Origin of the sequence: Mycobacterium marinum, from assembly GCF_003391395.1 — a bacterium.
Classification (GTDB): Bacteria; Actinomycetota; Actinomycetes; order Mycobacteriales; family Mycobacteriaceae; genus Mycobacterium; species Mycobacterium marinum.
In genome coordinates this window covers 2,266,361-2,292,869 of sequence record NZ_CP024190.1, presented here as the reverse complement: position 1 = coordinate 2,292,869, position 26,509 = coordinate 2,266,361, and the positions used below count along the sequence as shown (strand labels likewise).

The window sequence follows — 26,509 nt, the reverse complement described above, 5'->3', positions numbered from 1 at the left end:
ACTCAGTCCAGGGGTTCGAGCGCATTGAGTCGCTTCAGGACCCCCAGCAGCTCATCGGCGACCCCGGGCGCGGCGGCGACGACCAAACCGGCGCCAACGACATCCGAGGCGGGCAACACCACCCGCGCTCCGGCCTCGGCGGCGATCAGCGCTCCCGCGGCGCGATCCCACAACTGCAGCCCGTGCTCGTAGTAGGCGTCGAGACGGCCGGCCGCGACCATGCACAGGTCCAGCGCCGCCGAACCGATCCGGCGCACGTCGCGGACCATTGGCAGCATCCGGGCCAGCAGGGCGGCCTGGGTGGCCCGGCGTCCCGCCGAGTAGCCAAACCCGGTGCCCAGCAACGCCATCGACAAATCCTCCACCGCGGTGCAGCGCAGCTCGCGGGTTCCCTGCTCGTCGGTGACGTGGGCGCCCTGGCCAAGCGCCGCCGAATACACGCTGCGGCCCACGACGTCGGCGACCGCCCCGGCCACCGACACGCCACCCACCTGGGCGCCGATCGACACCGCATAGGCCGGGATGCCGTAGACGAAGTTCACGGTGCCGTCGATGGGATCCAGCACCCAGGTAACGGCATCGTCGGGCGCCGGCGCCGAATCCGCGGGACCGCCACCCTCCTCCCCCACGATCGGGTCCCCGGGCCGAAGTTGCGCCAGTCGACTGCGCAGCAACCGTTCCGCATCGGTGTCGACGACGGTCACCGGGTCGGTCGGGGTGCTCTTGGCCCGCACCGCGTCCGACTCGTCAGCCGCGGCCGGATGGGCGCCAAACAGCTCGGCGCGCCGGCTGCGCACGAATTCGGCCGCCTCGGCGGCCAGGGTCTCAGCCACCACGCGCAGCCGCGCAGGGTCGTTGTCAGGTCGTGTCACCGCTCTATCGCATCACAGTCGCCCCGCGCAGCCCGCTCCTCACCAGGCCAAGCCTGGTTTGTCGCCGGGCTCACCCCAAACAGCCCGCTCCTCACCAGGCCAAGCCTGGTTTGTCGCCGGGCTCACCCCAAACAGCCCGCTCCTCACCAGGCCAAGCCTGGTTTGTCGCCGGGCTAAGGTGATCCGGACACAAAACGTCTCGCCACGTCTCGCCGAGGAGATCCGATGACCAGCACCGACCCAATGGCCCAAACCGCCGGTGCCGCACAGCCGCATCGCGGATTCGGGATTGACGTCGGCGGCAGCGGCATCAAAGGCGCGATCGTCGACCTGGACACGGGCCAGCTAATCGGCGAGCGCATCAAGCTGGCGACCCCACAGCCCGCAACTCCGTCAGCGGTTGCCAAGACCATCGCCGAGGTGGTCGATCGATTCGGCTGGACCGGCCCGCTCGGGGTGACCTACCCGGGCGTGGTCACCCACGGCATCGTTCAGACGGCGGCCAACGTGGACAAGTCGTGGATCGGTACCAACGCGCGCGAGGTCATCAGCGCCGAACTGAACGGCCAGGACGTGACGATCCTCAACGACGCCGATGCGGCCGGACTCGCCGAGGAACGGTACGGCGCCGGGAACAACCAGCCCGGCCTGGTGGTGCTCCTCACCTTCGGAACCGGCATCGGGTCGGCGGTCATTCACAACGGCGCGCTCATACCCAACACAGAATTTGGCCATCTCGAGGTCGGCGGCAAGGAGGCCGAGCAACGGGCCGCGTCGTCGGTCAAGGAGAAAAACGACTGGAGCTACGAGAAGTGGACCAAGCAGGTGACGCGGGTCCTGGTAGCCATCGAAAACGCGATCTGGCCTGACCTTTTCATCGTCGGCGGTGGCATCAGCCGCAAGGCCGACAAGTGGGTGCACCTGCTGGAGAACCGCACGCCGGTGGTGGCGGCGACCCTGCAGAACACCGCCGGGATTGTCGGCGCGGCAATGGCCTCCAGCACCGATGTGACGCACTGAATTCTGCCCGCTCGGGCGGTGCACGCGCGCAGTGAAGTTACAATGGTCGTCGGCGACAGCCCAACCGATAGCGAGCGAGTATTCACGCTGGTATCAACGCCGACATTCGACATAAACAGACACTTTCGGTTAAGCACGCCCAGCCGCAGCCGGAAGTGAGTACCACCGAAGGGGTGTATGTGGCAGCGACCAAGGCAAGCCCGGAGACCGGTGAGCCGGTGAAACGCACCGCCACCAAGTCCCCGGCCAAGGCTGGGGCCAAGCGACCGACGAAGACCGCAAACGGCGCGGCCCCCGCCAAGCGGGCCGCAAAAACAACAGGTCAAGCCGACGACGCCACCACCGGCGACGCCCCGAAGAAGACGCGCCCGTCGGCCAGAGGCACCAAGGCCGCCCGCGGAACCAAGGCGCCGGGCGAAGGCGCGACGGACCCAGACACCAATCTGGACACCGCTGACGATCTTGATGCCGATCCGGACATCGACGTCGACTCCTCCGACGATCTCGACCTCGACTTGGATGACCTCGAAGACGAGGACGAAGCGGCCTCCGACGAGGCCGAGGGCGACGACGATTCGGAAGAGGGCGACGACGCCGAGGACGGCACTGGGGCCAAGGCACCCGCGGCCGCGGCGCCGGGAACCCCTAGCGATGAAGAAGAGATCGCCGAGCCCAGCGAGAAAGACAAGGCTTCGGGGGACTTCGTCTGGGACGAGGACGAGTCGGAGGCATTGCGCCAGGCCCGCAAGGACGCCGAACTGACGGCATCCGCCGACTCGGTCCGCGCCTACCTCAAGCAGATCGGCAAGGTGGCGCTGCTCAACGCCGAGGAAGAGGTTGAGCTCGCCAAGCGCATCGAGGCCGGTCTCTACGCGACACAGCTGATGGCCGAGTTGACAGACCGCGGCGAAAAACTGCCCGCAGCCCAGCGCCGCGACATGATGTGGATCTGCCGCGACGGTGATCGTGCGAAAAACCACCTGCTGGAAGCCAACCTGCGTCTGGTGGTCTCGCTGGCCAAGCGCTACACGGGCCGCGGGATGGCGTTTCTGGACCTCATCCAGGAAGGCAACCTGGGCCTGATCCGTGCGGTCGAAAAGTTCGACTACACCAAGGGCTACAAGTTCTCCACCTACGCGACGTGGTGGATCCGCCAGGCCATCACCCGTGCCATGGCCGACCAGGCCCGCACCATCCGGATCCCGGTGCACATGGTCGAGGTGATCAACAAGCTGGGCCGCATCCAGCGCGAGCTGCTTCAGGACCTGGGCCGCGAGCCCACGCCGGAGGAGCTGGCCAAAGAAATGGACATCACCCCGGAGAAGGTGCTGGAGATCCAGCAGTACGCCCGGGAACCGATCTCGCTGGACCAGACCATCGGTGACGAAGGCGACAGCCAGCTCGGTGACTTCATCGAAGACAGCGAAGCGGTCGTCGCGGTGGATGCCGTGTCGTTCACCCTGCTCCAAGACCAGCTGCAGTCGGTGCTGGACACGCTCTCCGAGCGCGAGGCCGGCGTCGTACGTCTGCGCTTCGGTCTCACCGACGGCCAGCCGCGCACGCTCGACGAGATCGGCCAGGTCTACGGCGTCACCCGGGAACGCATCCGCCAGATCGAGTCGAAGACGATGTCCAAGCTGCGCCACCCCAGCCGCTCGCAGGTGCTGCGCGACTACCTGGACTGACATCCCGCGTAAGCGCGCTGGATCAGCGGTTCTCCCGCAGCTCCGGCGCGCGCCGCGCGTTGTGGGGACCGTTGGCGTCGCCATCTACCTGACGTGTCGAAAAGCTGCGACCCGCCAGCGATTGCTGAGATCCGGTGCACCAGGGCATAGTGTTCGGCGTACACATCGTGTTCTTTGGCAGTACTGACGCTCCCCGGGAGGTCGCCCATGCCGTCCTATGTGTTCGCCACACCCGAGGCTCTGACCACGGTTTCGTCGGACCTGGCCGGGATCGGCATCGCCATTCGGTCGGCGAATTTGACGGCTGCGCCCTCGACAACGCAGGTGTTGGCCGCGGCACAGGACGAGGTCTCGGCGGCGATCGCAGGGTTCTTCAGCGGCCATGCCCAGCAGTTTCAGACGCTCAGTGCGCAGGCCTCGGCCTTTCATGACCAGTTTGTCGAGACATTGAGCGGCGCCAGTGGCGCCTACGCGGCAGCCGAAGCAGCCAGCACCTCGCCGCTGCAGAACCTCGAGCAGAGCTTGCTGGCGGTGATCAACGCCCCTAGCCAGGCGCTGACGGGGCGCCCGCTGATCGGCGATGGAGCCAACGGATCCCCAGGCACCGGGCAAAACGGCGGTGACGGCGGATGGCTGTGGGGCAATGGAGGCAATGGCGGCTCGGGTGCGCCCGGCGGCGCCGGTGGGGCCGGTGGGTCGGCGGGGCTGTGGGGCCGCGGGGGCGACGGGGGCGTCGGCGGGGACGCCACTATCGCCGGCGGGCCTGGCGGTAACGGTGGCGCCGGCGGAGCCAATGGGCTGATCGGAGGCGGTAACGGTGGCGCCGGTGGCGCCGGTGGCGCTGGCGCCCCAGGCGGCGACATCGCCGGTGGTACCGGCGGTGCCGGTGGCATCGGCGGGGCCAACCGTCAGCTTCTTTCACTAGACGGGACCGGTGGCGCCGGCGGCACCGGCGGCGGCGGCGGGTTCGGCGGCATCGGCGCTGCTGGAGGTGATGCCGGGGCCGGCGGGGCCGGCGGGGCCAACCAGGCGCTGTTGGGCGGTACCGGCGGCACTGGCGGAAACGGCGGCAACGGCGGTGCCGGCGGCGCGGGCGGCGGGCTCGGTGGCCAGGGTGGCGTGGGCGGTACCGGCGGCGTCAACCACGCGCTGCTGGGCGGCACCGGCGGTCACAATGGCCTTAACGGCAGCAACGGCAGTGACGGCATCACCGGGACAGGCTCTACCGGGGTGTACAAGCCCTACGTCGACATCACGCTGTGGCCCTACCCGGATGGATCCGGATACAACTTCTCTGACGCCGCCAACGCGGGCATCACAGACGTCACGCTCGCGTTCATCACCGCCGACACCACAAATGGCCAAGCTGCTTGGGGTGGGTACACCGCCTACGACGTCACCGGCGGCTCCCAAATCTCCTACATCGAGAACCAGATCACCAACATGACCAACGCCGGCATCAACGGGACCATCTCCTTCGGTGGCCAGGCCGGCACCCCGCTCGCTGTGTACGCCGCGAACAACTCTCTCACCGCCGCCCAGTTGGCCGCGCAGTATCAAGAGGTGATGAGCACCTATGGGATCTACAGCATCGACTTCGACGACGAAGGCGCCATTCTGACCAACAGCTCGGCACTGACGTTGCAGGCCCAGGCGATCGCGCTCTCCCAGGCGTGGGGCACGGCCAACGGGACCCCGGTAACGGTCTCCTACACCGTTCCGGTGGCGCCCTCGGGTCTGACCGCTGAGGGCATGGCGCCGATCAATGCCGCGATCAGCAGTGGCGTGAACGTGTCGACAGTGAACATCATGGCGATGGATTACTACGACGGCACCACCCAGATGGGCACCGCGGCAATCGACGCCGCGACCGCCACTCATGGTCAGCTGATGACGCTGTATCCCTCGCTCAGCAGCGATCAGGCGTGGGCCATGCTCGGCGTGACGCCCATGATCGGCGTCAACGATGACACCAGCGAAATCTTCACCCTCGCCGACGCCCAAACGTTGACCTCGTTCGCGCAGGACAACAACATCGGCCAACTGTCGATGTGGCAGCTTCCGCGCGACCAGACGGGCGATATCGGGGTATCGAACAACAACGGCAGCGGAGTGGAACAGACGCCCTTCGAGTTCTCCGAGATCTTCGAGCAGTACGCCAGCAACTCCTGAGCCCGGCCGCGGCCTGCCAACACATCTCGGCCTGCCCTCCCGCTGCATCGGCTTGAACTGCGGCTCAAGAAATTGAGCTGCACTCAGTGCCACTGAGGTCCTACTGTGACGCGCATGTCAACCAGCCGCACCATCATTTCGTCGGAATCGGCTTTCGAGTCGGCCGTCGGTTACTCGCGCGCAGTTCGCATCGGCCCCCATGTCGCGGTGGCCGGAACGACCGGCAATGGCCCGGCCGGTGACATCGCCGCGCAAACCCGAGACGCCCTGCGGCGCATCGAGGTCGCACTCACCGATGCCGGGGCCAGCCTCGCCGATGTGATCCGCACCCGGATCTACGTGACCGACATTTCACGGTGGCGCGAAGTCGGCGACGTGCATGCGCAGGTCTTCGGCCACACCCGTCCGGTAGCCACCATGGTCGAGGTCTCCGCACTCATCGCGCCCGACTTGCTGGTCGAGATCGAAGCCGACGCCTACGTGCAGTCGCCAGGCGGGCAGCCAAGCCCCGAGACCGACCCGAAGGTGCCGTCGGGGCCTGGCCGGTAGGCGGTCACCCCGACCACCGCCTGCACCGGCAGCGGCCCATACAAATGCGGGAATAGCATCGAGGCCGGATCCGTTGGAACGCCTGGTTCCCACCGCACCGGTGACTGCAGCGCAGCAGGGTCGATGTGGAGCAGAACCAAGTCTGGACGGCCGTGGAACAGTCGATTCGCCGGAAGGTGCACCTGTTCGGGCGTCGACAGGTGGATGAACTCGGCACCAGGTTGTGGCGTTATGCACCCATGGTGACGAGCGTGCAACCACTCCTCGGCACCGCACATGTGCACCAGCGAAGCGACCGTCGCAGACATACCGTCAGCTTGCCCGACCCGCAGGTCAAAAACTCGTGAGAAACGACACACCTCACAGCGGTCGGGGAACAAGGCGAAATCCCCATACGTCTGACAGAGTGAACTCACGCCAGGAACGGAGAAGCCATGAACGCAACTCTGACCAGTCCCGAATTGACTAGAGCAGACCGCTGCGACCGCTGCAGTGCAGCAGCGCGGGTGCGTGCGAAGCTGCCTTCTGGAGCCGTACTTCTCTTCTGCCAGCATCACGCCAACGAGCATGAGGCCAAGCTGCTCGAGCTAGCCGCAGTGCTGGAGGTCAGCGGCGACTAGATGCACCGAGCCAGCCCGGAGCCAACGTCGGCTGACCGAGCAGTCTTCGGTAATGCTGGACTGGTATGAGCGACCAAGTCCCCAAGCCGTCCCGCCATCACATCTGGCGTATTAGTTTAAGAACCCTCTCCAAGAGTTGGGACGACTCGATCTTTTCCGAGTCGGCGCAAGCGGGTTTCTGGTCGGCGCTGTCGCTGCCGCCGCTGCTGTTGGGAATGTTGGGCAGTTTGGCTTACGTGGCTCCGCTGTTCGGGCAGGACACGTTGCCCGCGATCGAAAAAACGATCATCTCGATGACCCACCGCTTCTTCTCCCCCAGCGTGGTCGACGAGATCATTGAACCCACCATCCGCGACATCACCGCCAACGCTCGTGGTGAGGTGGTATCGGTGGGTTTCCTGATCTCGCTGTGGGCGGGGTCATCGGCGATCTCGTCCTACGTCGATGCCATCGTCGAGGCCCATGACCAGACTCCCCTGCGTCATCCGGTGCGCCAGCGGTTCTTCGCACTCTTTCTCTACGTCGTGGGATTGCTGTTCATCGTCATCTCGGCGCCAGTGGCGGTGATGGGCCCGCGCAAGGTGAGCGAACACATCCCTGACAGCATGTCCAACCTCATGCACTTCGGCTACTACCCGGCCCTGATCGCGGTACTGACCGTCGGGGTGATCATCTTGTACCGAGTATCGCTGCCGGTGCCGCTGCCGACCCATCGACTCATCCTGGGTGCCGTGCTGGCGATGGCGGTGTTTCTCATCGCCACGTTGGGGCTGCGGTTCTACTTGGGATGGATCACTCACACCGGCTATACCTACGGTGCGCTGTCCACCCCGATCGCTTTCCTGCTGTTCGCGTTCTTCGGCGGTTTTGCGGTCATGATCGGCGCCGAACTCAACGCCGCCATCCAAGAGGAATGGCCGGCACCGGCAACCCACGCGCACCGGCTGCGCAATTGGCTGCGAGCACGCACGGCTGCGGCCACCGGGTCCGCGGATTCGGAGTCACCGCAGTCCAACACCGCGGTCGACCCGCCGTCTTGATCAGTCCCTCTTGAGCTGTTCGTAGATCTGCTTGCAATCCGGGCAGACCGGCGAGCCCGGCTTGGCCGCCCGAGTCACCGGAAAGACCTCACCGCACAACGCCACCACGTAATTGCCCATGACCGCGCTCTCGGCGATCTTGTCTTTCTTGACGTAGTGGAAGAATTTGGGGGTGTCGCTGCCGGTCCCGTCGTCGACGCGTTCTTCGGTATCGGGACGTTCGATCGTCTGCGTCTCCATGTATGACATTGTGCCTCCTGACTCGCTCCTGCCGGAATCCACCGGATGTGGGAGAGTGGAGGTATGACGCGAGACTCGGAGTTGAGTTTCGACGACTTCGACGACAAGCACCGCCCAGTGTTGATCACCGGCGCTGCGCCCTCCTACGAGGTGCAGCACCGAGCGCGAGTGCGCAAGTACCTGACCCTGATGGCCTTTCGGATCCCGGCGCTGATCCTTGCCGCGATCGCCTACGGCCTGTGGCACAACGGTTTGATTTCACTGCTGATCGTGGCCGCTTCGGTGCCGTTGCCATGGATGGCCGTACTCATCGCCAACGACCGGCCGCCGCGTAGCTCCGATGAGCCCCGCCGCTTCGACGACGCCCGGCGGCATACCCCCCTGTTCCCCACCGCTGAGCGGTTGGCGTTGGACGACGGGCTGGAAGACCCCGCGCCACGGTGGGACGCGCAGCGCTTCGACGAGCGGGGCTAGTCCGGGTTCCGGTCAACCGACCCGGCGACACATTTCTCAGGACATTCTCAGCTCGGCGGCACATTCCTGCACGTCACGGGGTGTGAGATGACAGCTGCGCGGGAACTCTGCGGTGGAACCTGTCGTTAATCCTCATGACAGCACAAGCCGATCGGGAGGGCGAAATGGCACAGCCCATAGCAAGGGGCATCGTAGGCCGGGTTGACAGCGATCTGGACGCTCAAAGCCCTGCAGCGGACTTGGTGCGCGTGTATCTGAACGGCATCGGCAAGACGGCGTTGCTCAACGCCGAGGGCGAGGTGGAACTCGCCAAGCGCATCGAGGCCGGGCTCTACGCGGAGCATCTGTTGACAACCCGCAAGCGCCTCGGCGACAACCGCAAACGCGAACTCGCCGCCGTGGTGCGCGATGGCACGGAAGCGCGCCGCCACCTACTGGAAGCGAACCTGCGGCTGGTGGTGTCGTTGGCCAAGCGCTACACGGGTCGGGGCATGCCGTTGCTGGATCTCATCCAGGAGGGCAACCTGGGCCTGATCCGCGCGATGGAGAAGTTCGACTACACAAAGGGATTCAAGTTCTCGACGTACGCCACCTGGTGGATCCGTCAAGCCATCACCCGCGGCATGGCCGACCAGAGCCGCACCATTCGGCTGCCGGTCCACCTGGTCGAACAGGTCAACAAGCTGGCCCGGATCAAGCGTGAGATGCACCAGAATCTGGGCCGCGAAGCCACCGACGAGGAACTCGCCGCCGAATCCGGCATTCCCGTCGAGAAGATCAACGACCTGTTGGAGCACAGCCGCGACCCGGTGAGCCTGGACATGCCGGTCGGTTCGGAGGAAGAGGCCCCGCTGGGCGACTTCATCGAAGATGCTGAGGCCATGTCCGCGGAGAACGCGGTCATCGCCGAACTGCTGCACACCGACATCCGCAGCGTGCTGGCCACCCTCGACGAGCGTGAGCATCAGGTGATCCGGCTGCGCTTTGGCCTCGATGACGGCCAGCCGCGCACCCTGGACCAGATCGGCAAACTGTTCGGTCTTTCCCGCGAGCGGGTACGTCAGATCGAGCGGGACGTGATGTGCAAGCTGCGCCACGGCGAACGCGCCGACCGGCTGCGCTCATACGCCAGTTGAGTAGTCAGCCCGTTGCCCGCTAGGTTGAGAGGCTAGGTACGAGACGGTGTGCCCGCCGCTATACGCGGCGGGCATACTGCTGCGGTGGGGTGTTTTGGCAGACCATGCAAGCAGCTGGCCAAGTAGACTCGGCGGCAACGGAGGATGCTGAATGAACGACTTGGTTGATACCACCGAAATGTATCTGCGGACGATCTATGACCTCGAAGAAGAGGGTGTCACCCCATTGCGCGCCCGGATCGCCGAGCGGCTCGAGCAAAGTGGGCCCACCGTCAGCCAGACCGTGTCGCGGATGGAGCGTGACGGGTTACTGCGCGTCGCCGGCGACCGCCACCTCGAATTGACCGATAAGGGCCGGGCCCTGGCGGTCGCGGTGATGCGCAAGCACCGCTTGGCCGAACGTTTGCTCGTCGATGTCATCGGGTTGCCGTGGGAAGAGGTGCACGCCGAGGCATGCCGGTGGGAGCACGTGATGAGCGAAGACGTCGAACGGCGTCTGGTCAAGGTGCTCAACAACCCCACCACCTCCCCCTTCGGCAATCCGATTCCGGGTCTGCTGGACCTCGGTGTGGGACCGGAGTCCGACTCCTACGAAGCCAACTTGGTGCGGTTGACCGAATTGCCGTCGGGATCACCGGTCGCGGTGGTCGTCCGCCAGCTCACCGAGCACGTTCAGGGCGATATCGACTTGATCAGCCGGCTCAAGGACGCCGGCGTGGTACCCAACGCGCGCGTGACCGTCGAAACCAGCCCGGCCGGCGGGGTGACCATCCTCATCCCGGGACACGAGAACGTGACCCTGCCCCACGCGATGGCACACGCGGTCAAGGTCGAGAAGGTCTGACCTAGCCGGCGCATCGACCGTAGGGACCCGATGCCCGCCGCGGAGGTAACTGCACCCCCAGCTGCTTTGCCAGCCGGTAACCGGTGACCGCGAGGTCACGGATGTGCTCGGGGCGCAGACCGGACTGCAGCGCCGTGTCCAGCATGCCGGCCATGCGATGTCCTGGCGCGCAGCGCAGCGCCGCGTCCAGCGAAACCCCGGCCAGCGGTCCATCACCGCGCACATAGGCGCTGAACGCGAGCAAGACCAGCGCTTCGGCCCGCCATGGCGCCGGGAGCGCCCGCGCCAGCACGCCCCACAAGGATTCGGCCTCATCCGCGTTTTCACCGACGGCAAGGGCATACAGCGTGTCGCGGACCTGAACGTCGGTCAGCGCGCATCCCAGCCTCGCCAGCTCCACCTCCGACAGAGATTGCCCGTCGGCAACCCGCGCGGCGGCGGCCATCGCGCTCTCGACGTCGCGGCGGGCGCATCGCGACGGGTCGGCCCGGTGGGAGATCTCCCGCTCGGCCGCGTGTTCGGCGAGCGCCCCGGCCAACTCGCCGGCACGCGCCGACTCGTCCAGCTCGACGACGGCTTGCAGGTCGGCACGCCGTGGGTACAGACGGCGCCCGTCCAACACAGCCGCAACGGTCAGCGGCGACGCCGCCGGGTCGTCGATCAGCCCGCTAGAGCCGCACCCATCGACGCAATGCCAGCGTCCGCCCACCGCGATCTGGTCCACCACATGCGCCGCCCGCAGCACCACGTTGTGTTGCGAGAGCGCCTCGGCGAGCGCCGCGCACACTCGCCGGTACACCTCGTTGCACGCCGGGCACTGCGCGCCGCCCTCGTCGACGATCACCGCGATGGCAGCCTGCGGATCGGCCGCTCCCGCGACCTCGGCGAGATGCTCGACCCGGTCAACAAGGTCCTCGGACAAGTCGGCGCGTAGCACCGAACCCAGTTCGCCGTCATCCAGCGATACCAAGACCAGAGACTTTTCCGGCACGAATCCGAGAATGGCCGGAAGCGCCGCAATAAGTGCGGCAGGACGATTCAGTTCAAATTCAGATCGATGCTTCGTCATAGGCCTCAACGCTGGCCCTGCACACCGTCAGCCGGTGCACACACCAGGCGACCCAACTGCCCTCCTGTGGACGAATTGCCCACTGTGCGTTCTACTGTCTATTCCATGGGGTCGATGCGCGAATACGACATGGTGGTTATTGGTTCTGGGCCTGGCGGCCAGAAGGCCGCCATCGCCTCGGCCAAATTGGGTAAATCCGTCGCGATCATCGAGCGCGGCCGCATGCTGGGCGGGGTATGCGTCAATACGGGCACCATCCCGTCAAAGACGTTGCGCGAGGCGGTGCTTTACCTCACCGGCATGAACCAGCGCGAACTCTACGGAGCCAGCTACCGCGTCAAGGACCGAATCACCCCCGCCGACCTGCTGGCACGGACTCAGCACGTGATCGGCAAGGAAGTCGACGTGGTGCGTAGCCAGCTGATGCGCAACCGGGTCGACCTGATCGTCGGCCATGGCCGCTTCGTCGACCCGCACAGCATCGTGGTCGAAGACCAGACACACCGGGAAAAGACGACGGTGACAGGCGATTACATCGTCATTGCCACCGGCACCAGGCCGGCCCGGCCATCCGGGGTCGAGTTCGACGAAGACAAGGTCCTCGACTCCGACGGGATCCTGGATCTCAAGTCGCTGCCGGCCTCGATGGTCGTGGTGGGCGCCGGGGTGATCGGGATCGAGTACGCGTCGATGTTCGCCGCGCTGGGCACCAAGGTGACCGTCGTCGAGAAGCGGGACAACATGCTCGACTTCTGCGATCCCGAGGTCGTCGAAGCGCTGAAATTCCACCTGCGCGATCTGGCGGTGACATTCCGATTCGGCGAAGAGGTGACCGCGGTCGACGTCGGCTCAGCGGGAACGGTCACCACCCTGGCCAGCGGCAAGCAGATCCCCGCCGAAACGGTCATGTACTCCGCCGGACGCCAAGGCCAGACCGACCACCTGGATCTGGCCAACGCCGGACTCGAGGTCGAAGGTCGCGGGCGGATCTGGGTGGATGACAAGTTCAGGACCAAGGTCGAACACATCTACGCGGTGGGCGACGTCATCGGCTTCCCGGCCCTAGCCGCAACATCGATGGAGCAGGGCCGTCTCGCCGCCTACCACGCATTCGGCGAACCCACCGACGGCATCACCGAACTGCAGCCGATCGGCATCTACTCCATCCCCGAGATTTCCTACGTCGGGGCCACCGAGGTGGAGCTGACCAAGAACTCGATCCCCTACGAGGTGGGCGTGGCACGCTACCGCGAGCTGGCCCGCGGTCAGATCGCCGGCGACTCCTACGGCATGCTCAAGCTGCTGGTCTCCACCGAAGATCTCACCCTGCTGGGCGTGCACATCTTCGGCACCAGCGCCACCGAGATGGTGCACATCGGGCAGGCCATCATGGGCTGCGGCGGCACAGTCGAGTACCTGGTCGAGGCGGTGTTCAACTATCCGACCTTCTCCGAGGCCTACAAGGTGGCCGCGCTCGACGTGATGAACAAGGTCCGGGCGCTCAACCAGTTCCGCCGCTGATCGGGCCTCACAAGCACGCGTCGTCGAACTCGACCGGCGGGTCGTCGCCGGGTCCGCCGGCTTCGGCACGAACCAGAAGAGCAGCGGCGTGTTCGTCCAACGGTGCCGAATACGAGACGCTCTCGGTGCAGCCACCGCCTTCTAGACCACCGATTACCCCAGTGACGGTCCCAGCACTGACCCAGGGCGCCCCGCTGGTGCCGGCCACCAGGCCGTGGCATGACAATTCCGGAAACCCGCCCTCGGTGACCTCGGTGTTCGCCGAACAGGCGATGGGCGTGTCATCCAGACCCGCCGGGTAGCCGGTGACGGTCACCGGGGCGCCCCGCGCCGGGGCCCGGCCCAACAGCAGCGCGGAGCCGACCCGTGCTTGCAGCGATCCATCGCCGCTGACGCGCGCGATCGCGTAGTCGGCGCGCGGATCCTGGTTGGCGATCCAGCGTGGATCGAAATAGACCTGGTCGATCTTCCATCTCGACGGCGGCGGGTCGGCGCCGCCGAATCCCGGGATGAAGGACGCCGCCGTGTGACCGCCCAGGAGGCAATGCGCGGCGGTCAGGACGAGGTCACCGCTGGTCGAATGCAACACCGCGCCCGTGCAGATGTGCACCGGCCCGTCATCGAGGAAGATCGCGCCCACCCGCGGGTCCGGATCCACCGGGACGGCCACCGCGGCCTGGTTGGCGGGCGGGCTGGACCGCTGCCCGGGCAAGGAAGTTTGCTCAGACCGCTCACCGGCGCTGGGGGCTTGGCTGGTTGGCCGCCCGCAGCAACTCAGTAGCAGCGCCAGGCCGCCCCACAAGCAAATCACCGCAGCCAGGTTGCGCATCGACACCCATCTTGACCCATCTGGCCCCACCGCCGGGCGGCAAGCGGATGCGGATCGCTTTCACCTCGCCAATACACTTGTCAGCAACCCGCGCCACCGCATGACGCCGGCGACAGCGAATACAGCCGGGCGCTCGCGCGTTATGTATGAAACGAACAAACGAGTTTGTAATTGGATCACTGGTGCCCACTGATTTGCGAGACACTGATCAAGGCACCCTGGTCCGACCCCCGAGAGGAGGCAACACCCATGGCGCATGACCAAGACCCAGGCGAGGCGCAGGACTACCAGCCGGGCCAATCCGGCATGTATGAGCTCGAGTTCCCCGCGCCCCAGTTGTCGACGTCCGATGGCCGCGGTCCGGTGTTGGTGCACGCTTTGGAGGGCTTCTCCGACGCCGGTCATGCGATCCGGCTAGCCGCCACCCACCTCAAGGATGGCTTGGACACCGAGCTGGTCGCGTCGTTCGCCATCGACGAGTTATTGGACTATCGCTCACGGCGACCGTTGATGACGTTCAAGACCGACCACTTCACCAAGTATGACGATCCAGAGCTGAGCCTTTACGCACTGCGTGACAGTGTCGGCACACCGTTTCTGCTGTTGGCCGGGATGGAACCCGACCTGAAATGGGAGCGGTTCATCACCGCTGTTCGCCTGCTGGCCGAGCGGCTGGGGGTGCGCCAGACCATCGGATTGGGCACCGTTCCCATGGCCGTCCCGCACACGCGTCCCGTCACGATGACCGCTCACTCCAACAACCCGGAGCTCATCGCGGACTTCCAACCGTGGATTTCCGAAATCCAGGTTCCGGCGAGCGCATCCAACCTGTTGGAGTACCGGATGGCCCAGCATGGCCACGAGGTCGTCGGATTCACCGTGCACGTCCCCCACTACCTCACCCAAACCGACTACCCCGCGGCCGCGCAGGCGCTGCTGGAACAGGTGGCCAAGACCGGTTCACTGGACCTTCCTCTAGCCGCACTAACAGACGCATCGACGCAGGTCGGAGCCAAGATCGATGAGCAAGTTCAGGCAAGCGCGGAAGTCGCTCAAGTGGTGGCAGCCCTCGAGCGCCAGTACGATGCGTTCATCGACGCCCAGGAAAACAGATCACTGCTAACGCGCGACGAGGATCTGCCTAGTGGCGACGAGCTGGGCGCGGAGTTCGAACGATTCTTGGCCCAGCAGGCAGAGAAGAAGTTCGACGACGACGACCAGCCATAACGCCCCCAAAAATACGCCCCAGTCGGCCAGACAATGAGGTTGCCGAGATGACCGAGCGCAAGCGCAATCTTCGCCCGGTGCGGGAAGTGACTGCGCCGTCGCTTCAGTTCCGCACCATCCACGGATACAAGCGAGCGTTCCGGATCGCCGGGTCAGGTCCCGCGATCCTGCTAATCCACGGGATTGGCGACAATTCCACCACTTGGACCGGTATTCACGCCAAGCTCGCCCAGCGGTTCACCGTCATCGCCCCCGATCTGCTGGGGCACGGAAGGTCCGACAAGCCGCGCGCCGACTACTCGATCGCGGCCTATGCCAACGGCATGCGCGACCTGCTCAGCGTGCTTGACATCGAGCGAGTGACCATCATCGGCCATTCGCTCGGCGGCGGCGTTGCCATGCAATTCGCCTACCAGTTCCCACAGTTGGTGGACCGACTCATTCTGGTCGGGGCCGGTGGAGTTACCAAGGATGTCAACGTCGTCTTCCGTTTGGCCTCGCTGCCGATGGGTGCCGAGGCGTTGGCGTTGTTGCGGCTGCCCATGGTCCTGCCGACGGTTCAGCTCGCCGGCAAAGTGTTGGGCATGGCACTCGGCTCCACCGCGCTCGGGCAAGACCTTCCCAATGTGCTGCGAATACTCGACGACCTCCCCGAACCAACGGCCTCGTCGGCTTTCACCCGCACATTGCGGGCCGTGGTCGACTGGCGCGGCCAGATCGTCACGATGCTCGATCGCTGCTACTTGACCCAGGCCATCCCGGTACAGATCATCTGGGGCAGTCGAGATGCCGTGGTCCCGGTCCGCCACGCCGAAATGGCACACGCGGCCATGCCAGGATCCAAACTCGAGGTCTTCGAGGGATCCGGACATTTCCCGTTCCACGACGACCCCGCTCGTTTTATCGACATCGTCCTGCGCTTCATCGACAGCACCCAGCCTCCCGAATACGATCAAGCGGCGCTTCGGGAACTGCTGCGCACCGGCGGCGGTGAACGAACCGTTTCGGGCCCGGCCGACACCCGCGTGGCGGTGCTCAGCGCCATGGGTTCTGACGAACGCAGCGCCACCTGACCAGCCCGTATGCCGACGCCTAGGAGGGCGTCGTAGAGTCGGGCCATGGGCATCGACGTAACGGTGTTGCGGGTCTTCACCGATCCAACCGGCAACTTCGGGAATCCACTCGGGGTGGTCGACGCAAGCAAGGTTGAACCCCGTGACCGGCAGCATCTGGCGAGCCGATTGGCCTACAGCGAAACAGTTTTCGTCGACCTTCCGGCCACCGGCTCGCACACCGCACACGCCACCATCTACACCCCCCGCACCGACATCGCATTCGCCGGCCACCCGACCGTTGGTGCGTCCTGGTGGCTGCGCGAGCAGGGAACACCGGTGAACACCCTGCAGGTGCCGGCCGGTCTCGTGCAGGTGCATCACGACCGCGACCTCACCACGATCAGCGCCCGCGCGGAGTGGGCACCCGAATTCGCTATCCACGACTTGGATTCCCCTGATGCCCTCGCGGCCGCCGACCCCTCTGACTTTGCCGATGACACGGCGCACTATCTATGGACATGGACCGACGAGCCCGCCGGTGAACTGCGGTCGCGGATGTTCGCCTCCAACCTGGGAGTCGAGGAAGACGAAGCAACCGGTTCCGCCGCAATGCGGCTTACTGACTACCTCAGCCGCGACCTCACCATCACCCAGGGCAAGGGATCAATAATCAACACGACCTGGAGTGCCGAAGGCTGGGTCGCGGTTGCCGGACGAGTCGTCAGCGACGGCGTGACGCACGTCGACTGACCGGGCGGATCAGGACTTTCGGCGCAACCGGGCGCCCAGATGGTGTTGCAGCGGCAGTCCGACCGCGCCCATGCGCAGCCGGTAGGACAGCTCGTCTCCGACCATCCGGAAGGATCGGCTCAGCGCGGTCACCTCTTTTGCCGTGGGGGTCATGCCGATGGCCGTGGTGACCATTTCCATCTCGATCACCCCGCCGCTTGCCGAATAGGTGCCCACCTCGATTTCGGTGATGCCACTCGGATGAGCCAGAACCAGCTCGACCTGGCCCGATTTCGGCACGCGCAGATATCCGGTCTCCGCATGCAACGGCGCCCCGTCGGCAACGGCCTTGGTCTTCTGTGCGTAAACCAGGAACGGCTTGCCTACATGAGAGAACACAACCTCTTCAAGATATTCGAACGGCTCGATCGTCGGATACTCGCCGGCACCTTGTCCCGCCCAGGTGCCCAGCAGCGGGGCCAGCGCATCAAGATCCGGGTGCAAGTCGGCAGGCATGGGGCCAGCCTAACGAGGCGGCAATGGCTCAGCTCGAAGTAGGAACCTGGCGGTGTGCGCGCAACGCCTCGATTTCGCGCTCGAAATCCTCGGCCGAGGAGAACGAGCGATACACCGATGCAAATCGCAGGTAAGCCACCTCGTCGAGTTCACGCAGCGGCCCAAGGATGGCCAGGCCGACTTCGTGACTGGGGATTTCCGGCGAGCCAGCGGCGCGAACCGAGTCCTCCACCTGCTGGGCAAGCAGGTTCAGCGCGTCGTCGTCAACTTGGCGCCCCTGGCACGCCCGGCGCACCCCGCTGATGACTTTCTCCCGGCTGAATGGTTCTGAGACACCGCTGCGCTTGACCACGGCAAGGACGGCGGTTTCGACAGTGGTGAATCGTCGCCCACATTCCGGACATGACCGGCGACGCCGAATGGCCTGGCCCTCATCGGTTTCCCGCGAATCGATCACCCGGGAATCGGGATGCCGGCAGAACGGACAATGCATGGCCGCTCCTTCGGCGTCCTGACAATGCGGTACCTCGGACCTTTCCGAGAGTACCTGCGCGCTCCCCCGCACTGCCAACGCCGTCGCAATCCACCTCCGCTCGACGCCGCGGTAGCCGAGGAGCGTTGATGTGGAGCGGTTTTCGCTGTTCATCGGAGTGCGCTAGCCAACCGGCGCAATCAGCGTCTGCCCGGAAGCCGGCATCGACGAGCCCAACGCGTTCAATTCCCGGATGCGCTCGACGACCTGTCGAACCGGCGCGCCCGGAGCGACTCGAGCCGCCACGTCCTGCAGCGACTCCCCCGCGTCCACCCGGACCACCGCGAGCCGGTCCGGCACGCTCGATGAGACGGGTGACATATTGGCGGAGCCGCCATTGGCCATATCGCCGAAGTGAGCGACCAACCCCAGCCAGAGCGTGATGATCGCGGCGAGCAGCGCCAGGCCCACCGTCGTCGCAACCGAAGCGGGACGCCGGCGATGGGCCGTGGCCGACAGCGCCACACCGGTGCCCCGGTAGCTCAGCGGGGCAACAGCCGGGCGCGATGGGCGGACCCGCCGCGACGTGGCCAGCCTGCCCCGGCCGGTGACAGGCTCGTGGATGGCCCCCCCGACCGGCCCCCGAATGAACCTGCGCGCCTCACGGGTGCCCAACCGGACGGGCGCGGCGGGCGAGACGGGCTGGACTGCCTGCATGAGTGTCATGTTCGTTCCTCCGGCTGACGGTTTGTCGCTCAAGTGTTCGACACTGTAGTCGCTCACGTGTTCGATTTACCGAACATTTGATCGAGGCGTGTCGCCCGAGCAAAACGCTAGAGCAAGCCACCGACAAGACCTGCCGGTCGCAACCAACTCCCATGTGCTGCGCATACCCGACCCCGCGCCGAGTTACACCTTTGTGATTCAGCAGTTGGAGCCGCCGCGGCGGACACCTGCGGTATACCGCTACCCCGCGACACACTGGTCGAACACATGTTTGATTCTTGGGCGCCGTGCGGCTACATTCAGTCCCATGAGCGACAGCAGCGACACCACGGTCGACGGGGCGAGTGACGGAGCCAGTGACGGAGCCAGTGGAGCGGACAATCGCGCGCAATCAGTAGACACGGCGTTGACGGAGCGGCAGCGCACCATTTTGAACGTCATCCGGACGTCGGTGAACGATCGCGGATACCCACCGAGCATCCGGGAGATCGGCGATGCCGTCGGCTTGACGTCGACCTCGTCGGTCGCGCACCAACTACGCACCCTGGAGCGCAAGGGCTATCTGCGCCGCGACCCCAATCGTCCCCGCGCCGTCGACGTGCGTGGCGCTGACGACACGGTGACCGCCGCCCCGGTCACCGATGTCGCGGGTTCGGACGCGCTGCCGGAACCCACGTTTGTCCCGGTCCTGGGACGCATCGCGGCCGGCGGACCGATTCTGGCCGAGGAAGCCGTCGAAGATGTGTTCCCGCTACCGCGTGAGCTGGTTGGCCAGGGAACACTGTTTCTGCTCAAGGTTGTCGGGGAGTCCATGGTCGAAGCCGCGATCTGTGACGGCGACTGGGTGGTGGTGCGACAGCAGAACGTCGCAGACAACGGCGATATCGTTGCGGCGATGATCGACGGCGAGGCGACGGTCAAGACGTTCAAGCGCGCGGGAGGCCAGATATGGCTGATGCCGCACAACCCCGCCTTTGATCCGATCCCCGGCAATGACGCGACCGTGCTCGGCAAGGTGGTCACGGTTATCCGCAAGATATAGCGGCACCCGGGGTGCCAACCACCACGGGCAGTGCGGCCCTCTAGTCGGCCTTGATGAAACCGTTGGCTTGCGCGGCCGCTTCGGTGGCGAACCAGATCTCGGCAAGGGTGTCGTAGTACAGCGCACTGCTCGGCGTGTAGTACAGGCCGAAGCGGGCGCTGGCCTTGATGGGATATCCCTCCGGCGCCTGGTACGGGTCGTGGTCGAGCGGCATGTGGATCGTCGGTCGCGCCCCCGCGCTTGGCCCAGCTGCGGCGGCCGCTGGGGCATGGGCTTGCCGAGCATGCACGGTGACCTCGTCCTCGGAGTCATCCTCCGCCGTTTCGGCCGCGGCGTGCCGTCCGGCCCTGGGTAGACGAGGCGATCCGGCCGCTTCCGGGAGCACGCGGATCTCGGTCGTGGCGTCTGCGGTACCACCGCTGGGCATGAAGCTTTTCGGGAAATCGTCCTCGTGGACCGCGGTTTCCGGAACCGCTGCCTCCGGTGCCGCGGTCTCCGGAACGACTGGTTCCGGAACATACCGGTGCGGTAGCCCGAAGGCCTCGATGACCGCGGTTTCCGGCACGGCGGTCTCCTGCCGCACCGCTTCGGCCAAGTCGGCGATGGAGATCACGGGGGTGGGTGTGGTGTCCACCGCGTCGGGGTCTTCGTCATCGGCCCCGAAGTCCTCGTGTTCGAAGTTTTCGTGCTCGAAGTCCTCATCCTCGAAGTCTTCATGTTCGAAGTCCTCGTGTGCGAACTCGTCCCGCTCGAAATCTTCGTGGAACGAGGGCGGCATCTCCTCGCCGTAGGCAGGGCCACCACCACCACGCGGCCAGCTGACCCGGGCCCCGGCGCCGGAGTCCGACGCCGCATGCGCCAGATCGTGATCATCAGGCGGGAAGTGTTCGGAACCGAAGTCCAACTCGTCATGGGGCCACTGGCCACCGATGGCGTCGTAGCCGGATTCCGCATCGTGCTCGGCCGGCTCATAGCCGTGGGTCTCCTGGCCGGCGCGACGCCGGCGCAGGCCAACAGCCATCACCACGAGGAATACCACCAGCAGCAGCACCGGGATGGCGGCCGCCAGCCACCACCAATGCCAGGTGAACTTCTTGCTGTGCGGGGGCGCCGCCGACGTGCTGGGCTGATTCTGGCCGGACACCTGAAGGCCCGAGAGCAGCGGCGCCAGGTTCGCCGGGTCGGTGCTGAAACTATTGGTCGCCCGGTTCCACGAAATCGTGCCGCCGGTGAACTTCTGCGACACCACATCGCCGGCCTCGGTCTGATCGGCGACCGGTGCACCCAGTTTCCCGGTGGCACCCTTGAGCTTGTCCCAGGCGACCTTCATGGCTCCGCGCACGACGAAGGCGCCGTGATCGGGCGTCCAGAAGATCACCGGCTTGTCGGCCGCCGAGAAGGCAGCGACCCGGCTCGCCGGCTCGATGCCGCCGTCAGACTCGTTGGCGGTGGGGAAACCAAGGTCGCTGCTCACCGGCCCACCCAGCGACTCGTACTTCGCCAGAATCTCGCCCTCGACCGCGTTCGCACCGGTAGCCGGGCTGAAGAAGACCTTTCCGCCCTCGAAGTCCTGGGCGATACCGTCGCCGCCGATCGGGTACTGGGCGCCCTTCCTGGCGCCCAACGGGCCGGTGGCGCCGCCGGCGGCGCGCCAGGCCATATTGATGGCCGCGGTGGGGTCGATCGCCACCTGCAGGTCCTTGAGCTGATCGGCAAGTACCGTCGGGGTGGTGGTGAACTCCTTGGTCTGCCGGTTCCAGGACACCTCGCCGCCGGTGAACTTCTGCGAAGTGACCTCGCCGTCGAATGTCGCGTCCCCGATCGGGGCACCCAATACACCGCCGGAGCTGCCCAGCTTGTCCCACGCGGCGTTCATCGCGCCACGCACGACGAACGCCCCGTGGTCGGGCGTCCAGAAGATCACCGGGTTGTCGCTGGCGGAGAAGGTGCTCACCCGGCTATCGGGGCCGGCCAGACCGGGGACTTCATTAATCGTCGGAAAGCCCAGATCGCTGTCTACCGGACCGCCTAGCTCGTCATACTTCGCCAGAATCGGGCCGTACATGTACTTGGCCCCAGTCTGCGGGGTGAAGAACATCTTGCCGCCGTCGAAGTCCAGCGCGAATCCGTCACCGACGGGATAAACGTCGCCCTTGCGGGCACCAAGTGTTGACGTATCGCCGCCAGCCTTGTCCCAGGCTTCCATCATGGCGGCTTCGGCGTCGCCGATCGGCGACGCCGTCGCGGTAGGCGCCAGCAACGTGACTGCCACCACCGAAGCCGCCAAGCTGAGCAATGCACGCCCAATCAGCCTGCTCAATTGACCTCTCTGCCCGTTCACCAAGCCTCCCAGCCGATGCCGCTGCCCCGCCTAGCGTTTCAATGGACCGCCACCCTTGGGCCGTCCTCTAGCTACGATCCGCATCGCTGCCAGGGGCCCGCATTACTTTGCTCCAACGAATGACAAATGCGAAGTCAATTCGCAGATATTACGAAACGGATACCCAGCTGATGTCGAATCGATGCGGGGCCGAGCTCCTTTCGCGATGAACCGAACTGCTACCCGCACGGCGATTAGGTTACCGTGCGCACGAGCCTAACTCGACTTACACCGCGAGAGGAAACCCGGCTGGAAATGGGTGTTCCCACTATTGTCTGGGCCCTCACGATCGTGATGGTCGCGGCTCTGATGCTGTTCGACTACGTATTTCACGTACGTCATACCCACGTGCCGACGCTGCGTGAAGCCGCGTTATGGTCAGCGATCTACGTCGGGGTTGCGATCATGTTCGGTGTCGGCGTGGTGATCTTCGGCAGCATCGGCATGGGGATCGAATACTTCGCGGGCTACTTGAGCAACGAAGCCCTTTCTGTCGACAACCTATTCGTCTTCCTGGTGGTGATCAGCAGCTTCGGGGTCCCACGGGTCGCTCAGCAGAAGGTCTTGCTGTTCGGTGTTGCATTCGCACTCATCGCACGCACCGGTTTCATCCTGCTCGGTGGCGCACTCATCGAACACTTCAACGCGGCCTTCTATGTGTTCGGTCTGACGCTGCTGATCATGGCGGGTAACCTCGCCAAACCCGCCGCAGCGGAAAGCCGCGACGCCGACAATCTCGCCATCCGCCTGGCCAATCGGTTCCTGCGTACCTCCCAGAACTACAACGGCGACCGATTTTTTATCGTGGAGAACGAAAGTCGGGTCATGACTCCGCTGCTTCTGGTAATGCTCGCGGTTGGCGGCAGCGACTTGCTGTTCGCGTTCGACTCGGTGCCGGCGCTGTTTGGCCTGACCCAGAACGTCTATCTGGTGTTCGCCGCGACCGCGTTCTCATTGTTGGGTCTGCGACAGTTGTACTTTCTGATCGACAATCTGCTGTACCGGTTGATCTATCTGCCCTACGGTCTAGCGACGATTCTGGGCTTCATCGGCATCAAGCTGATGCTAGAAGCGTTGCATCACAACACCATTGCATTCATCAACCGGGGCAGGCCGGTCACGACCGTGGAGATGAGCACCGCGATGTCGTTGACCGTGATTGTCGTCGTCCTACTTCTCACAACGGTGGCGTCATTGGTTTCGGTACGCGGACGCAGGGAAAACGCCGCTGCCCGAGCCCGTCGACACGCCCTGGAGTATCTCGATCTGCATCACCCGGCGGATCCAGTCGAACGCGAAGAGATCTTCGCAGCGCTGCTGCAGGCCGAAGACGAAATCAGCTCACTCCCATTGAAACACCGCGCCCAGGTGCAGCAGGACACTGAGCTGACAACGCTGCTGCAACAGGCCCACAACGCGCGCGAAGCGCGCGAGTGAGACCCGTCAGAGCCACGCCGCGGTGCGGCTAGATACCCAGGCTGCGGCCGATAATCTCTTTCATGATTTCGGTTGTGCCACCGTAAATCGTCTGCACCCGTGAATCCAGATAGGCTCGGGCAACTGGATATTCGCGCATGTACCCGTACCCCCCGTGGAGCTGCAGGCAGCGGTCGTTCAAGGACACCTGCTTCTCGGTGGAGTACCACTTGGCCATGGCGGCCTGCTCGGCCGTCAACTTGCCGTCAAGGTGCAACTCGATGAACTCATCGACCATGATGCGGACCATGGTGGCCTCGGTGGCCAGCTCAGCCAGGACAAAGCGACTGTTCTGAAAATTGCCGATGGACCTGCCAAATGCCTTACGTTCCTTGGTGTATTGCAGCGTCTGGTCTAGCACCGATTCCATCCCGGCGGCGGCCATGATGGCGATGGAGATGCGCTCCTGGGGCAGGTTCTGCATCAGGTAGATGAAGCCCATTCCCTCTTGGCCAAGCAAGTTTTCGACCGGCACCTGCACGTCGGAGAAGGACAGTTCCGCGGTGTCCTGGGCATCCAGGCCGATCTTGTCGAGATGACGGCCCCGTTCGAAGCCCTCCATCCCGCGTTCGACCACCAGCAGCGAAAAGCCCTGGGCGCCTTTCTCGGGATCGGTCTGAGCTACCACGATCACCAAGTCCGCGTTGATCCCGTTGGTGATGAAGGTTTTTGAACCGTTCAGCAGGTAATGATCACCCTGCTTGACGGCGCGGGTCTTGATGCCCTGCAGGTCACTGCCGGTTCCCGGCTCAGTCATCGCGATCGCCGTAATGAACTCCCCGGTACAGAACTTCGGCAACCAACGCTGCTTTTGCTCTTCGGTGGCCAACGCCAGCAGGTAGGGGGCCACGATGTCGTTGTGCAACCCGAAACCGATGCCGCTATAGCGCCCGGCGCTGGTCTCCTCGGTGATGATCGTGTTGTACCGGAAGTCGGGGTTGCCCCCGCCGCCGTACTCCTCGGGTACCGCCATGCCGAGGAAACCTTGTTTGCCGGCTTCAAGCCACACACCGCGATCGACGATCTTGGCCTTTTCCCATTCGTCGTGATATGGCGCTACATGGCGCTCCAGAAAGCCGCGGTAAGACTCACGGAATAGATCGTGCTCAGGTTCGAATAGAGTGCGCTGGTACTTGATGGCACTGCCCATGAATAGACCTCCGCCGAAGATAATCTTGCTGCACACCGTATACCAACCATACGGTTGGTAGGCCTGTTGGGGCCGTTATCGGACATCCGGTCGCAACAAGTGGCAGGCCAACGCGAATTTGCGGCGATAACCCGGGCGGTCGTTACTCCCCCGGCCCGGCAGACGATGCAGCGAACTCCCGCAAAGTGGCCGCCAGTGCACCAGGCACCCGGGCCCTGATCCGGGTGCCCTCCGGCTGATGCTCCGCCTGCTGCACCCGCCCATCGGCGTGCATGCGCGCCACCAGGTCACCGCGGTCATATGGGATCACCACATCCACGGCGGTATCGGTGGGAGCGGCGAGCTCTGCCAACTTGCGCCAGAGCGCATCGATACCGTCGCCGGTGTGTGCGGAGACGAACAGCGCGCCGGGAAGAGCGTGGCGCAGCTCGGCCAATGCCAAGTCACCGGCGGCATCCACCTTGTTCACGACCAGCAGCTCCTGCGGCGCCTCGGCGCCGGCACTGCCGGTCCTCCCATCACTGCCATCACCACCGTCTGTGGCCCCGTCGGCGATGACCTCGGAGATCACCTGGCGCACCGCGTTGATCTGGGCCAGCGGGTTCGGGTCGGACCCGTCGACGACGTGTAACAGCAGATCCGCGTCGATGACCTCCTCCAGCGTGGACCGAAACGCCTCGACCAGCTGGGTGGGCAGATGGCGCACGAAACCGACGGTGTCGGTGAACAGAAAGGGCCGCGCACCATTGGAATCGGGATCGAACTCCGCGCGCCGGGTGGTTGGATCCAGTGTCGCGAACAACGCGTCCTGCACCAGGACCCCGGCGCCGGTGAGCGCGTTGAGCAGGCTGGACTTGCCGGCGTTGGTGTAGCCGACGATCGCAATCGAGGGCACGTCGCTGTGCAGCCGCCGGCTGCGCTGAGTGTCGCGGGCTTGCTTCATCGCCTTGATCTCGCGCCGTAGCTTGGCCATCCGCTCCCGGATGCGACGACGGTCGGTCTCGATCTTGGTCTCACCCGGGCCGCGCAAGCCGACCCCGCCGCCGCTGCCACCGGCTCGGCCACCGGCCTGCCGCGACATCGACTCACCCCAGCCGCGCAGCCTCGGCAGCATGTACTCCATCTGAGCCAGCGAAACCTGGGCTTTGCCCTCTCGGCTGGTCGCGTGCTGGGCAAAGATGTCCAAAATCAGCGCGGTGCGGTCGATGACTTTGACCTTGACCGCCTTCTCCAGGGCGGTCAGCTGGGCCGGTGACAATTCGCCATCACAGATGACGGTGTCGGCCCCGGTCGCCACCACCACTTCGCGGAGTTCGGCGGCCTTGCCCGAGCCGATGTAGGTGGACGGGTCGGGCCGGTCACGACGTTGGATAAGCCCTTCGAGCACCTGGGAACCGGCGGTTTCGGCCAGTGCGGCCAGCTCCGCAAGGCTCGCCTGGTTGTCGGCCGCGGTACCTTCGGTCCACACGCCGACCAACACCACACGCTCCAGTCGCAGCTGTCGGTACTCGACCTCGGAGACGTCGGCGAGCTCGGTCGACAGCCCGGCGACGCGGCGCAGCGCGGACCGGTCTTCGAGGGCGAGCTCGCCGATGCTGGGCTCGGCGGCGGGCTGAGAAGCCCGCCGAACGGAATCGGGAAATTCGGAATATGTCATAGGCAATT

Annotated in this window: 26 protein-coding genes; 15 read left to right on the top strand and 11 right to left on the bottom strand. The window is 65.2% G+C overall.

Going from position 1 to position 26,509, the window contains the following annotated elements; all coding sequences use genetic code 11:
- Nucleotides 1-2: 2 nt before the first annotated feature.
- The gene (locus tag CCUG20998_RS09640; protein ID WP_011741133.1) at nt 3-872 is read right to left on the bottom strand and encodes an inositol monophosphatase family protein; all 870 of its coding nucleotides are present in this window, start codon (nt 870-872) and stop codon (nt 3-5) included.
- A 225-nt stretch (nt 873-1,097) separates the two neighbouring features.
- Between CCUG20998_RS09640 and ppgK the strand changes: the two genes are divergently transcribed.
- From ppgK to CCUG20998_RS09620, 4 genes are all read left to right on the top strand, one after another.
- Complete coding sequence (gene ppgK / locus CCUG20998_RS09635) at nt 1,098-1,892, top strand: polyphosphate--glucose phosphotransferase (RefSeq protein WP_020728408.1); 795 nt, start codon at nt 1,098-1,100, stop codon at nt 1,890-1,892.
- Between the two features lie 173 nt (nt 1,893-2,065).
- A complete protein-coding gene (locus tag CCUG20998_RS09630) occupies nt 2,066-3,577 on the top strand; it encodes an RNA polymerase sigma factor (RefSeq protein ID WP_020728407.1) in 1,512 nt (503 codons plus the stop codon).
- Between the two features lie 207 nt (nt 3,578-3,784).
- A complete protein-coding gene (locus CCUG20998_RS09625) occupies nt 3,785-5,749 on the top strand; it encodes a PE domain-containing protein (RefSeq protein ID WP_020728405.1) in 1,965 nt (654 codons plus the stop codon).
- A 114-nt stretch (nt 5,750-5,863) separates the two neighbouring features.
- Nucleotides 5,864-6,298: a RidA family protein gene (locus CCUG20998_RS09620; protein WP_020728404.1), complete on the top strand. Its 435-nt coding sequence runs from the start codon at nt 5,864-5,866 to the stop codon at nt 6,296-6,298.
- Here CCUG20998_RS09620 and CCUG20998_RS09615 read toward each other — a convergent pair.
- Entirely contained in the window at nt 6,226-6,606 is a 381-nt protein-coding gene (locus CCUG20998_RS09615) for a DUF952 domain-containing protein (protein ID WP_081650996.1), read from the bottom strand. The two genes, CCUG20998_RS09620 and CCUG20998_RS09615, sit on opposite strands and share 73 nt — an antisense overlap.
- Nucleotides 6,607-6,732: 126 nt before the next feature.
- On the opposite strand from CCUG20998_RS09615, the gene CCUG20998_RS09610 reads away from it, so the two are divergent.
- Both CCUG20998_RS09610 and CCUG20998_RS09605 read left to right on the top strand, forming a co-directional pair.
- Nucleotides 6,733-6,918 (top strand): DUF7455 domain-containing protein, encoded by a 186-nt coding sequence (locus CCUG20998_RS09610; protein WP_011741138.1) that lies wholly within the window; start codon nt 6,733-6,735, stop codon nt 6,916-6,918.
- A 65-nt stretch (nt 6,919-6,983) separates the two neighbouring features.
- The gene (locus CCUG20998_RS09605; RefSeq protein ID WP_020728403.1) at nt 6,984-7,958 is read left to right on the top strand and encodes a YihY/virulence factor BrkB family protein; all 975 of its coding nucleotides are present in this window, start codon (nt 6,984-6,986) and stop codon (nt 7,956-7,958) included.
- Here CCUG20998_RS09605 and CCUG20998_RS09600 read toward each other — a convergent pair whose 3' ends face one another.
- On the bottom strand, nt 7,959-8,198 hold the full coding sequence (locus CCUG20998_RS09600) for a DUF3039 domain-containing protein (RefSeq protein ID WP_020728402.1): 240 nt from the start codon (nt 8,196-8,198) through the stop codon (nt 7,959-7,961).
- 45 nt (nt 8,199-8,243) lie between these two features.
- Between CCUG20998_RS09600 and CCUG20998_RS09595 the strand changes: the two genes are divergently transcribed.
- The 3 genes from CCUG20998_RS09595 to CCUG20998_RS09585 all read left to right on the top strand — a co-directional run bounded on the left by CCUG20998_RS09595 (nt 8,244) and on the right by CCUG20998_RS09585 (nt 10,652).
- Complete coding sequence (locus CCUG20998_RS09595) at nt 8,244-8,672, top strand: DUF3099 domain-containing protein (protein ID WP_172607122.1); 429 nt, start codon at nt 8,244-8,246, stop codon at nt 8,670-8,672.
- Nucleotides 8,673-8,836: 164 nt separating this feature from the next.
- Nucleotides 8,837-9,808, top strand: a complete 972-nt coding sequence (sigB, locus tag CCUG20998_RS09590) for a sigma-70 family RNA polymerase sigma factor SigB (protein ID WP_020728400.1) — start codon at nt 8,837-8,839, stop codon at nt 9,806-9,808.
- A 151-nt stretch (nt 9,809-9,959) separates the two neighbouring features.
- A complete protein-coding gene (locus CCUG20998_RS09585) occupies nt 9,960-10,652 on the top strand; it encodes an iron-dependent transcriptional repressor DtxR (protein WP_012393787.1) in 693 nt (230 codons plus the stop codon).
- Nucleotide 10,653: 1 nt separating this feature from the next.
- Here CCUG20998_RS09585 and CCUG20998_RS09580 read toward each other — a convergent pair whose 3' ends face one another.
- Nucleotides 10,654-11,721, bottom strand: a complete 1,068-nt coding sequence (locus CCUG20998_RS09580) for a DUF4192 domain-containing protein (RefSeq protein ID WP_020728399.1) — start codon at nt 11,719-11,721, stop codon at nt 10,654-10,656.
- Between the two features lie 114 nt (nt 11,722-11,835).
- On the opposite strand from CCUG20998_RS09580, the gene sthA reads away from it, so the two are divergent.
- Nucleotides 11,836-13,242: a Si-specific NAD(P)(+) transhydrogenase gene (gene sthA / locus CCUG20998_RS09575; RefSeq protein ID WP_085979888.1), complete on the top strand. Its 1,407-nt coding sequence runs from the start codon at nt 11,836-11,838 to the stop codon at nt 13,240-13,242.
- 7 nt (nt 13,243-13,249) lie between these two features.
- Here the strand turns inward: sthA and CCUG20998_RS09570 are convergent, their stop codons facing one another.
- Nucleotides 13,250-14,077, bottom strand: a complete 828-nt coding sequence (locus CCUG20998_RS09570; protein WP_020728398.1) for a trypsin-like serine peptidase — start codon at nt 14,075-14,077, stop codon at nt 13,250-13,252.
- A gap of 243 nt (nt 14,078-14,320) precedes the next feature.
- Between CCUG20998_RS09570 and CCUG20998_RS09565 the strand changes: the two genes are divergently transcribed.
- From CCUG20998_RS09565 to CCUG20998_RS09555, 3 genes are read left to right on the top strand one after another with little or no spacing between them, the layout of a single operon-like run.
- Nucleotides 14,321-15,298: a proteasome assembly chaperone family protein gene (locus CCUG20998_RS09565; protein WP_020728397.1), complete on the top strand. Its 978-nt coding sequence runs from the start codon at nt 14,321-14,323 to the stop codon at nt 15,296-15,298.
- A gap of 47 nt (nt 15,299-15,345) precedes the next feature.
- Entirely contained in the window at nt 15,346-16,371 is a 1,026-nt protein-coding gene (locus CCUG20998_RS09560) for an alpha/beta fold hydrolase (protein WP_012393782.1), read from the top strand.
- A gap of 45 nt (nt 16,372-16,416) precedes the next feature.
- Nucleotides 16,417-17,103: a PhzF family phenazine biosynthesis protein gene (locus CCUG20998_RS09555; RefSeq protein WP_020728396.1), complete on the top strand. Its 687-nt coding sequence runs from the start codon at nt 16,417-16,419 to the stop codon at nt 17,101-17,103.
- Between the two features lie 9 nt (nt 17,104-17,112).
- Here the strand turns inward: CCUG20998_RS09555 and CCUG20998_RS09550 are convergent, their stop codons facing one another.
- The 3 genes from CCUG20998_RS09550 to CCUG20998_RS09540 form a co-directional block, all read right to left on the bottom strand.
- Nucleotides 17,113-17,598: a peroxynitrite isomerase gene (locus CCUG20998_RS09550; RefSeq protein ID WP_020728395.1), complete on the bottom strand. Its 486-nt coding sequence runs from the start codon at nt 17,596-17,598 to the stop codon at nt 17,113-17,115.
- 28 nt (nt 17,599-17,626) lie between these two features.
- On the bottom strand, nt 17,627-18,091 hold the full coding sequence (gene nrdR, locus CCUG20998_RS09545; protein WP_011741151.1) for a transcriptional regulator NrdR: 465 nt from the start codon (nt 18,089-18,091) through the stop codon (nt 17,627-17,629).
- A gap of 162 nt (nt 18,092-18,253) precedes the next feature.
- Nucleotides 18,254-18,796 (bottom strand): hypothetical protein, encoded by a 543-nt coding sequence (locus CCUG20998_RS09540; protein ID WP_036455809.1) that lies wholly within the window; start codon nt 18,794-18,796, stop codon nt 18,254-18,256.
- A gap of 307 nt (nt 18,797-19,103) precedes the next feature.
- On the opposite strand from CCUG20998_RS09540, the gene lexA reads away from it, so the two are divergent.
- A complete protein-coding gene (lexA, locus tag CCUG20998_RS09535) occupies nt 19,104-19,838 on the top strand; it encodes a transcriptional repressor LexA (RefSeq protein WP_020728392.1) in 735 nt (244 codons plus the stop codon).
- A gap of 40 nt (nt 19,839-19,878) precedes the next feature.
- Here the strand turns inward: lexA and CCUG20998_RS09530 are convergent, their stop codons facing one another.
- On the bottom strand, nt 19,879-22,179 hold the full coding sequence (locus CCUG20998_RS09530; RefSeq protein WP_181005701.1) for an LGFP repeat-containing protein: 2,301 nt from the start codon (nt 22,177-22,179) through the stop codon (nt 19,879-19,881).
- 294 nt (nt 22,180-22,473) lie between these two features.
- Here CCUG20998_RS09530 and CCUG20998_RS09525 point away from each other — a divergent pair, with 294 nt between their 5' ends.
- Nucleotides 22,474-23,655, top strand: a complete 1,182-nt coding sequence (locus tag CCUG20998_RS09525) for a TerC/Alx family metal homeostasis membrane protein (RefSeq protein WP_020728390.1) — start codon at nt 22,474-22,476, stop codon at nt 23,653-23,655.
- Between the two features lie 28 nt (nt 23,656-23,683).
- On the opposite strand, the gene CCUG20998_RS09520 is transcribed toward CCUG20998_RS09525, so the two are convergent.
- Together CCUG20998_RS09520 and hflX are read right to left on the bottom strand one after the other, a co-directional pair.
- The gene (locus CCUG20998_RS09520) at nt 23,684-24,844 is read right to left on the bottom strand and encodes an acyl-CoA dehydrogenase family protein (RefSeq protein ID WP_012393774.1); all 1,161 of its coding nucleotides are present in this window, start codon (nt 24,842-24,844) and stop codon (nt 23,684-23,686) included.
- A gap of 142 nt (nt 24,845-24,986) precedes the next feature.
- Nucleotides 24,987-26,501 carry a GTPase HflX gene (hflX, locus tag CCUG20998_RS09515; RefSeq protein ID WP_020728389.1) on the bottom strand — a complete coding sequence of 505 codons (1,515 nt, stop codon included), beginning with the start codon at nt 26,499-26,501 and terminating at the stop codon, nt 24,987-24,989.
- Between the last annotated feature and the right edge of the window lie 8 nt (nt 26,502-26,509).

Coding starts and splice junctions, on each gene's coding strand:
- ppgK (WP_020728408.1), top strand. CDS start 1,098: ATGACCAGCACCGACCCAATGGCCCAAACCGCCGGTGCCGCACAGCCG.
- CCUG20998_RS09625 (WP_020728405.1), top strand. CDS start 3,785: ATGCCGTCCTATGTGTTCGCCACACCCGAGGCTCTGACCACGGTTTCG.
- CCUG20998_RS09620 (WP_020728404.1), top strand. CDS start 5,864: ATGTCAACCAGCCGCACCATCATTTCGTCGGAATCGGCTTTCGAGTCG.
- CCUG20998_RS09615 (WP_081650996.1), bottom strand. CDS start 6,606: ATGTCTGCGACGGTCGCTTCGCTGGTGCACATGTGCGGTGCCGAGGAG.
- CCUG20998_RS09610 (WP_011741138.1), top strand. CDS start 6,733: ATGAACGCAACTCTGACCAGTCCCGAATTGACTAGAGCAGACCGCTGC.
- CCUG20998_RS09605 (WP_020728403.1), top strand. CDS start 6,984: ATGAGCGACCAAGTCCCCAAGCCGTCCCGCCATCACATCTGGCGTATT.
- CCUG20998_RS09600 (WP_020728402.1), bottom strand. CDS start 8,198: ATGGAGACGCAGACGATCGAACGTCCCGATACCGAAGAACGCGTCGAC.
- CCUG20998_RS09595 (WP_172607122.1), top strand. CDS start 8,244: ATGTGGGAGAGTGGAGGTATGACGCGAGACTCGGAGTTGAGTTTCGAC.
- sigB (WP_020728400.1), top strand. CDS start 8,837: ATGGCACAGCCCATAGCAAGGGGCATCGTAGGCCGGGTTGACAGCGAT.
- CCUG20998_RS09585 (WP_012393787.1), top strand. CDS start 9,960: ATGAACGACTTGGTTGATACCACCGAAATGTATCTGCGGACGATCTAT.
- CCUG20998_RS09580 (WP_020728399.1), bottom strand. CDS start 11,721: ATGACGAAGCATCGATCTGAATTTGAACTGAATCGTCCTGCCGCACTT.
- sthA (WP_085979888.1), top strand. CDS start 11,836: ATGCGCGAATACGACATGGTGGTTATTGGTTCTGGGCCTGGCGGCCAG.
- CCUG20998_RS09565 (WP_020728397.1), top strand. CDS start 14,321: ATGGCGCATGACCAAGACCCAGGCGAGGCGCAGGACTACCAGCCGGGC.
- CCUG20998_RS09560 (WP_012393782.1), top strand. CDS start 15,346: ATGACCGAGCGCAAGCGCAATCTTCGCCCGGTGCGGGAAGTGACTGCG.
- CCUG20998_RS09555 (WP_020728396.1), top strand. CDS start 16,417: ATGGGCATCGACGTAACGGTGTTGCGGGTCTTCACCGATCCAACCGGC.
- CCUG20998_RS09550 (WP_020728395.1), bottom strand. CDS start 17,598: ATGCCTGCCGACTTGCACCCGGATCTTGATGCGCTGGCCCCGCTGCTG.
- nrdR (WP_011741151.1), bottom strand. CDS start 18,091: ATGCATTGTCCGTTCTGCCGGCATCCCGATTCCCGGGTGATCGATTCG.
- CCUG20998_RS09540 (WP_036455809.1), bottom strand. CDS start 18,796: ATGACACTCATGCAGGCAGTCCAGCCCGTCTCGCCCGCCGCGCCCGTC.
- lexA (WP_020728392.1), top strand. CDS start 19,104: ATGAGCGACAGCAGCGACACCACGGTCGACGGGGCGAGTGACGGAGCC.
- CCUG20998_RS09525 (WP_020728390.1), top strand. CDS start 22,474: ATGGGTGTTCCCACTATTGTCTGGGCCCTCACGATCGTGATGGTCGCG.
- CCUG20998_RS09520 (WP_012393774.1), bottom strand. CDS start 24,844: ATGGGCAGTGCCATCAAGTACCAGCGCACTCTATTCGAACCTGAGCAC.
- hflX (WP_020728389.1), bottom strand. CDS start 26,501: ATGACATATTCCGAATTTCCCGATTCCGTTCGGCGGGCTTCTCAGCCC.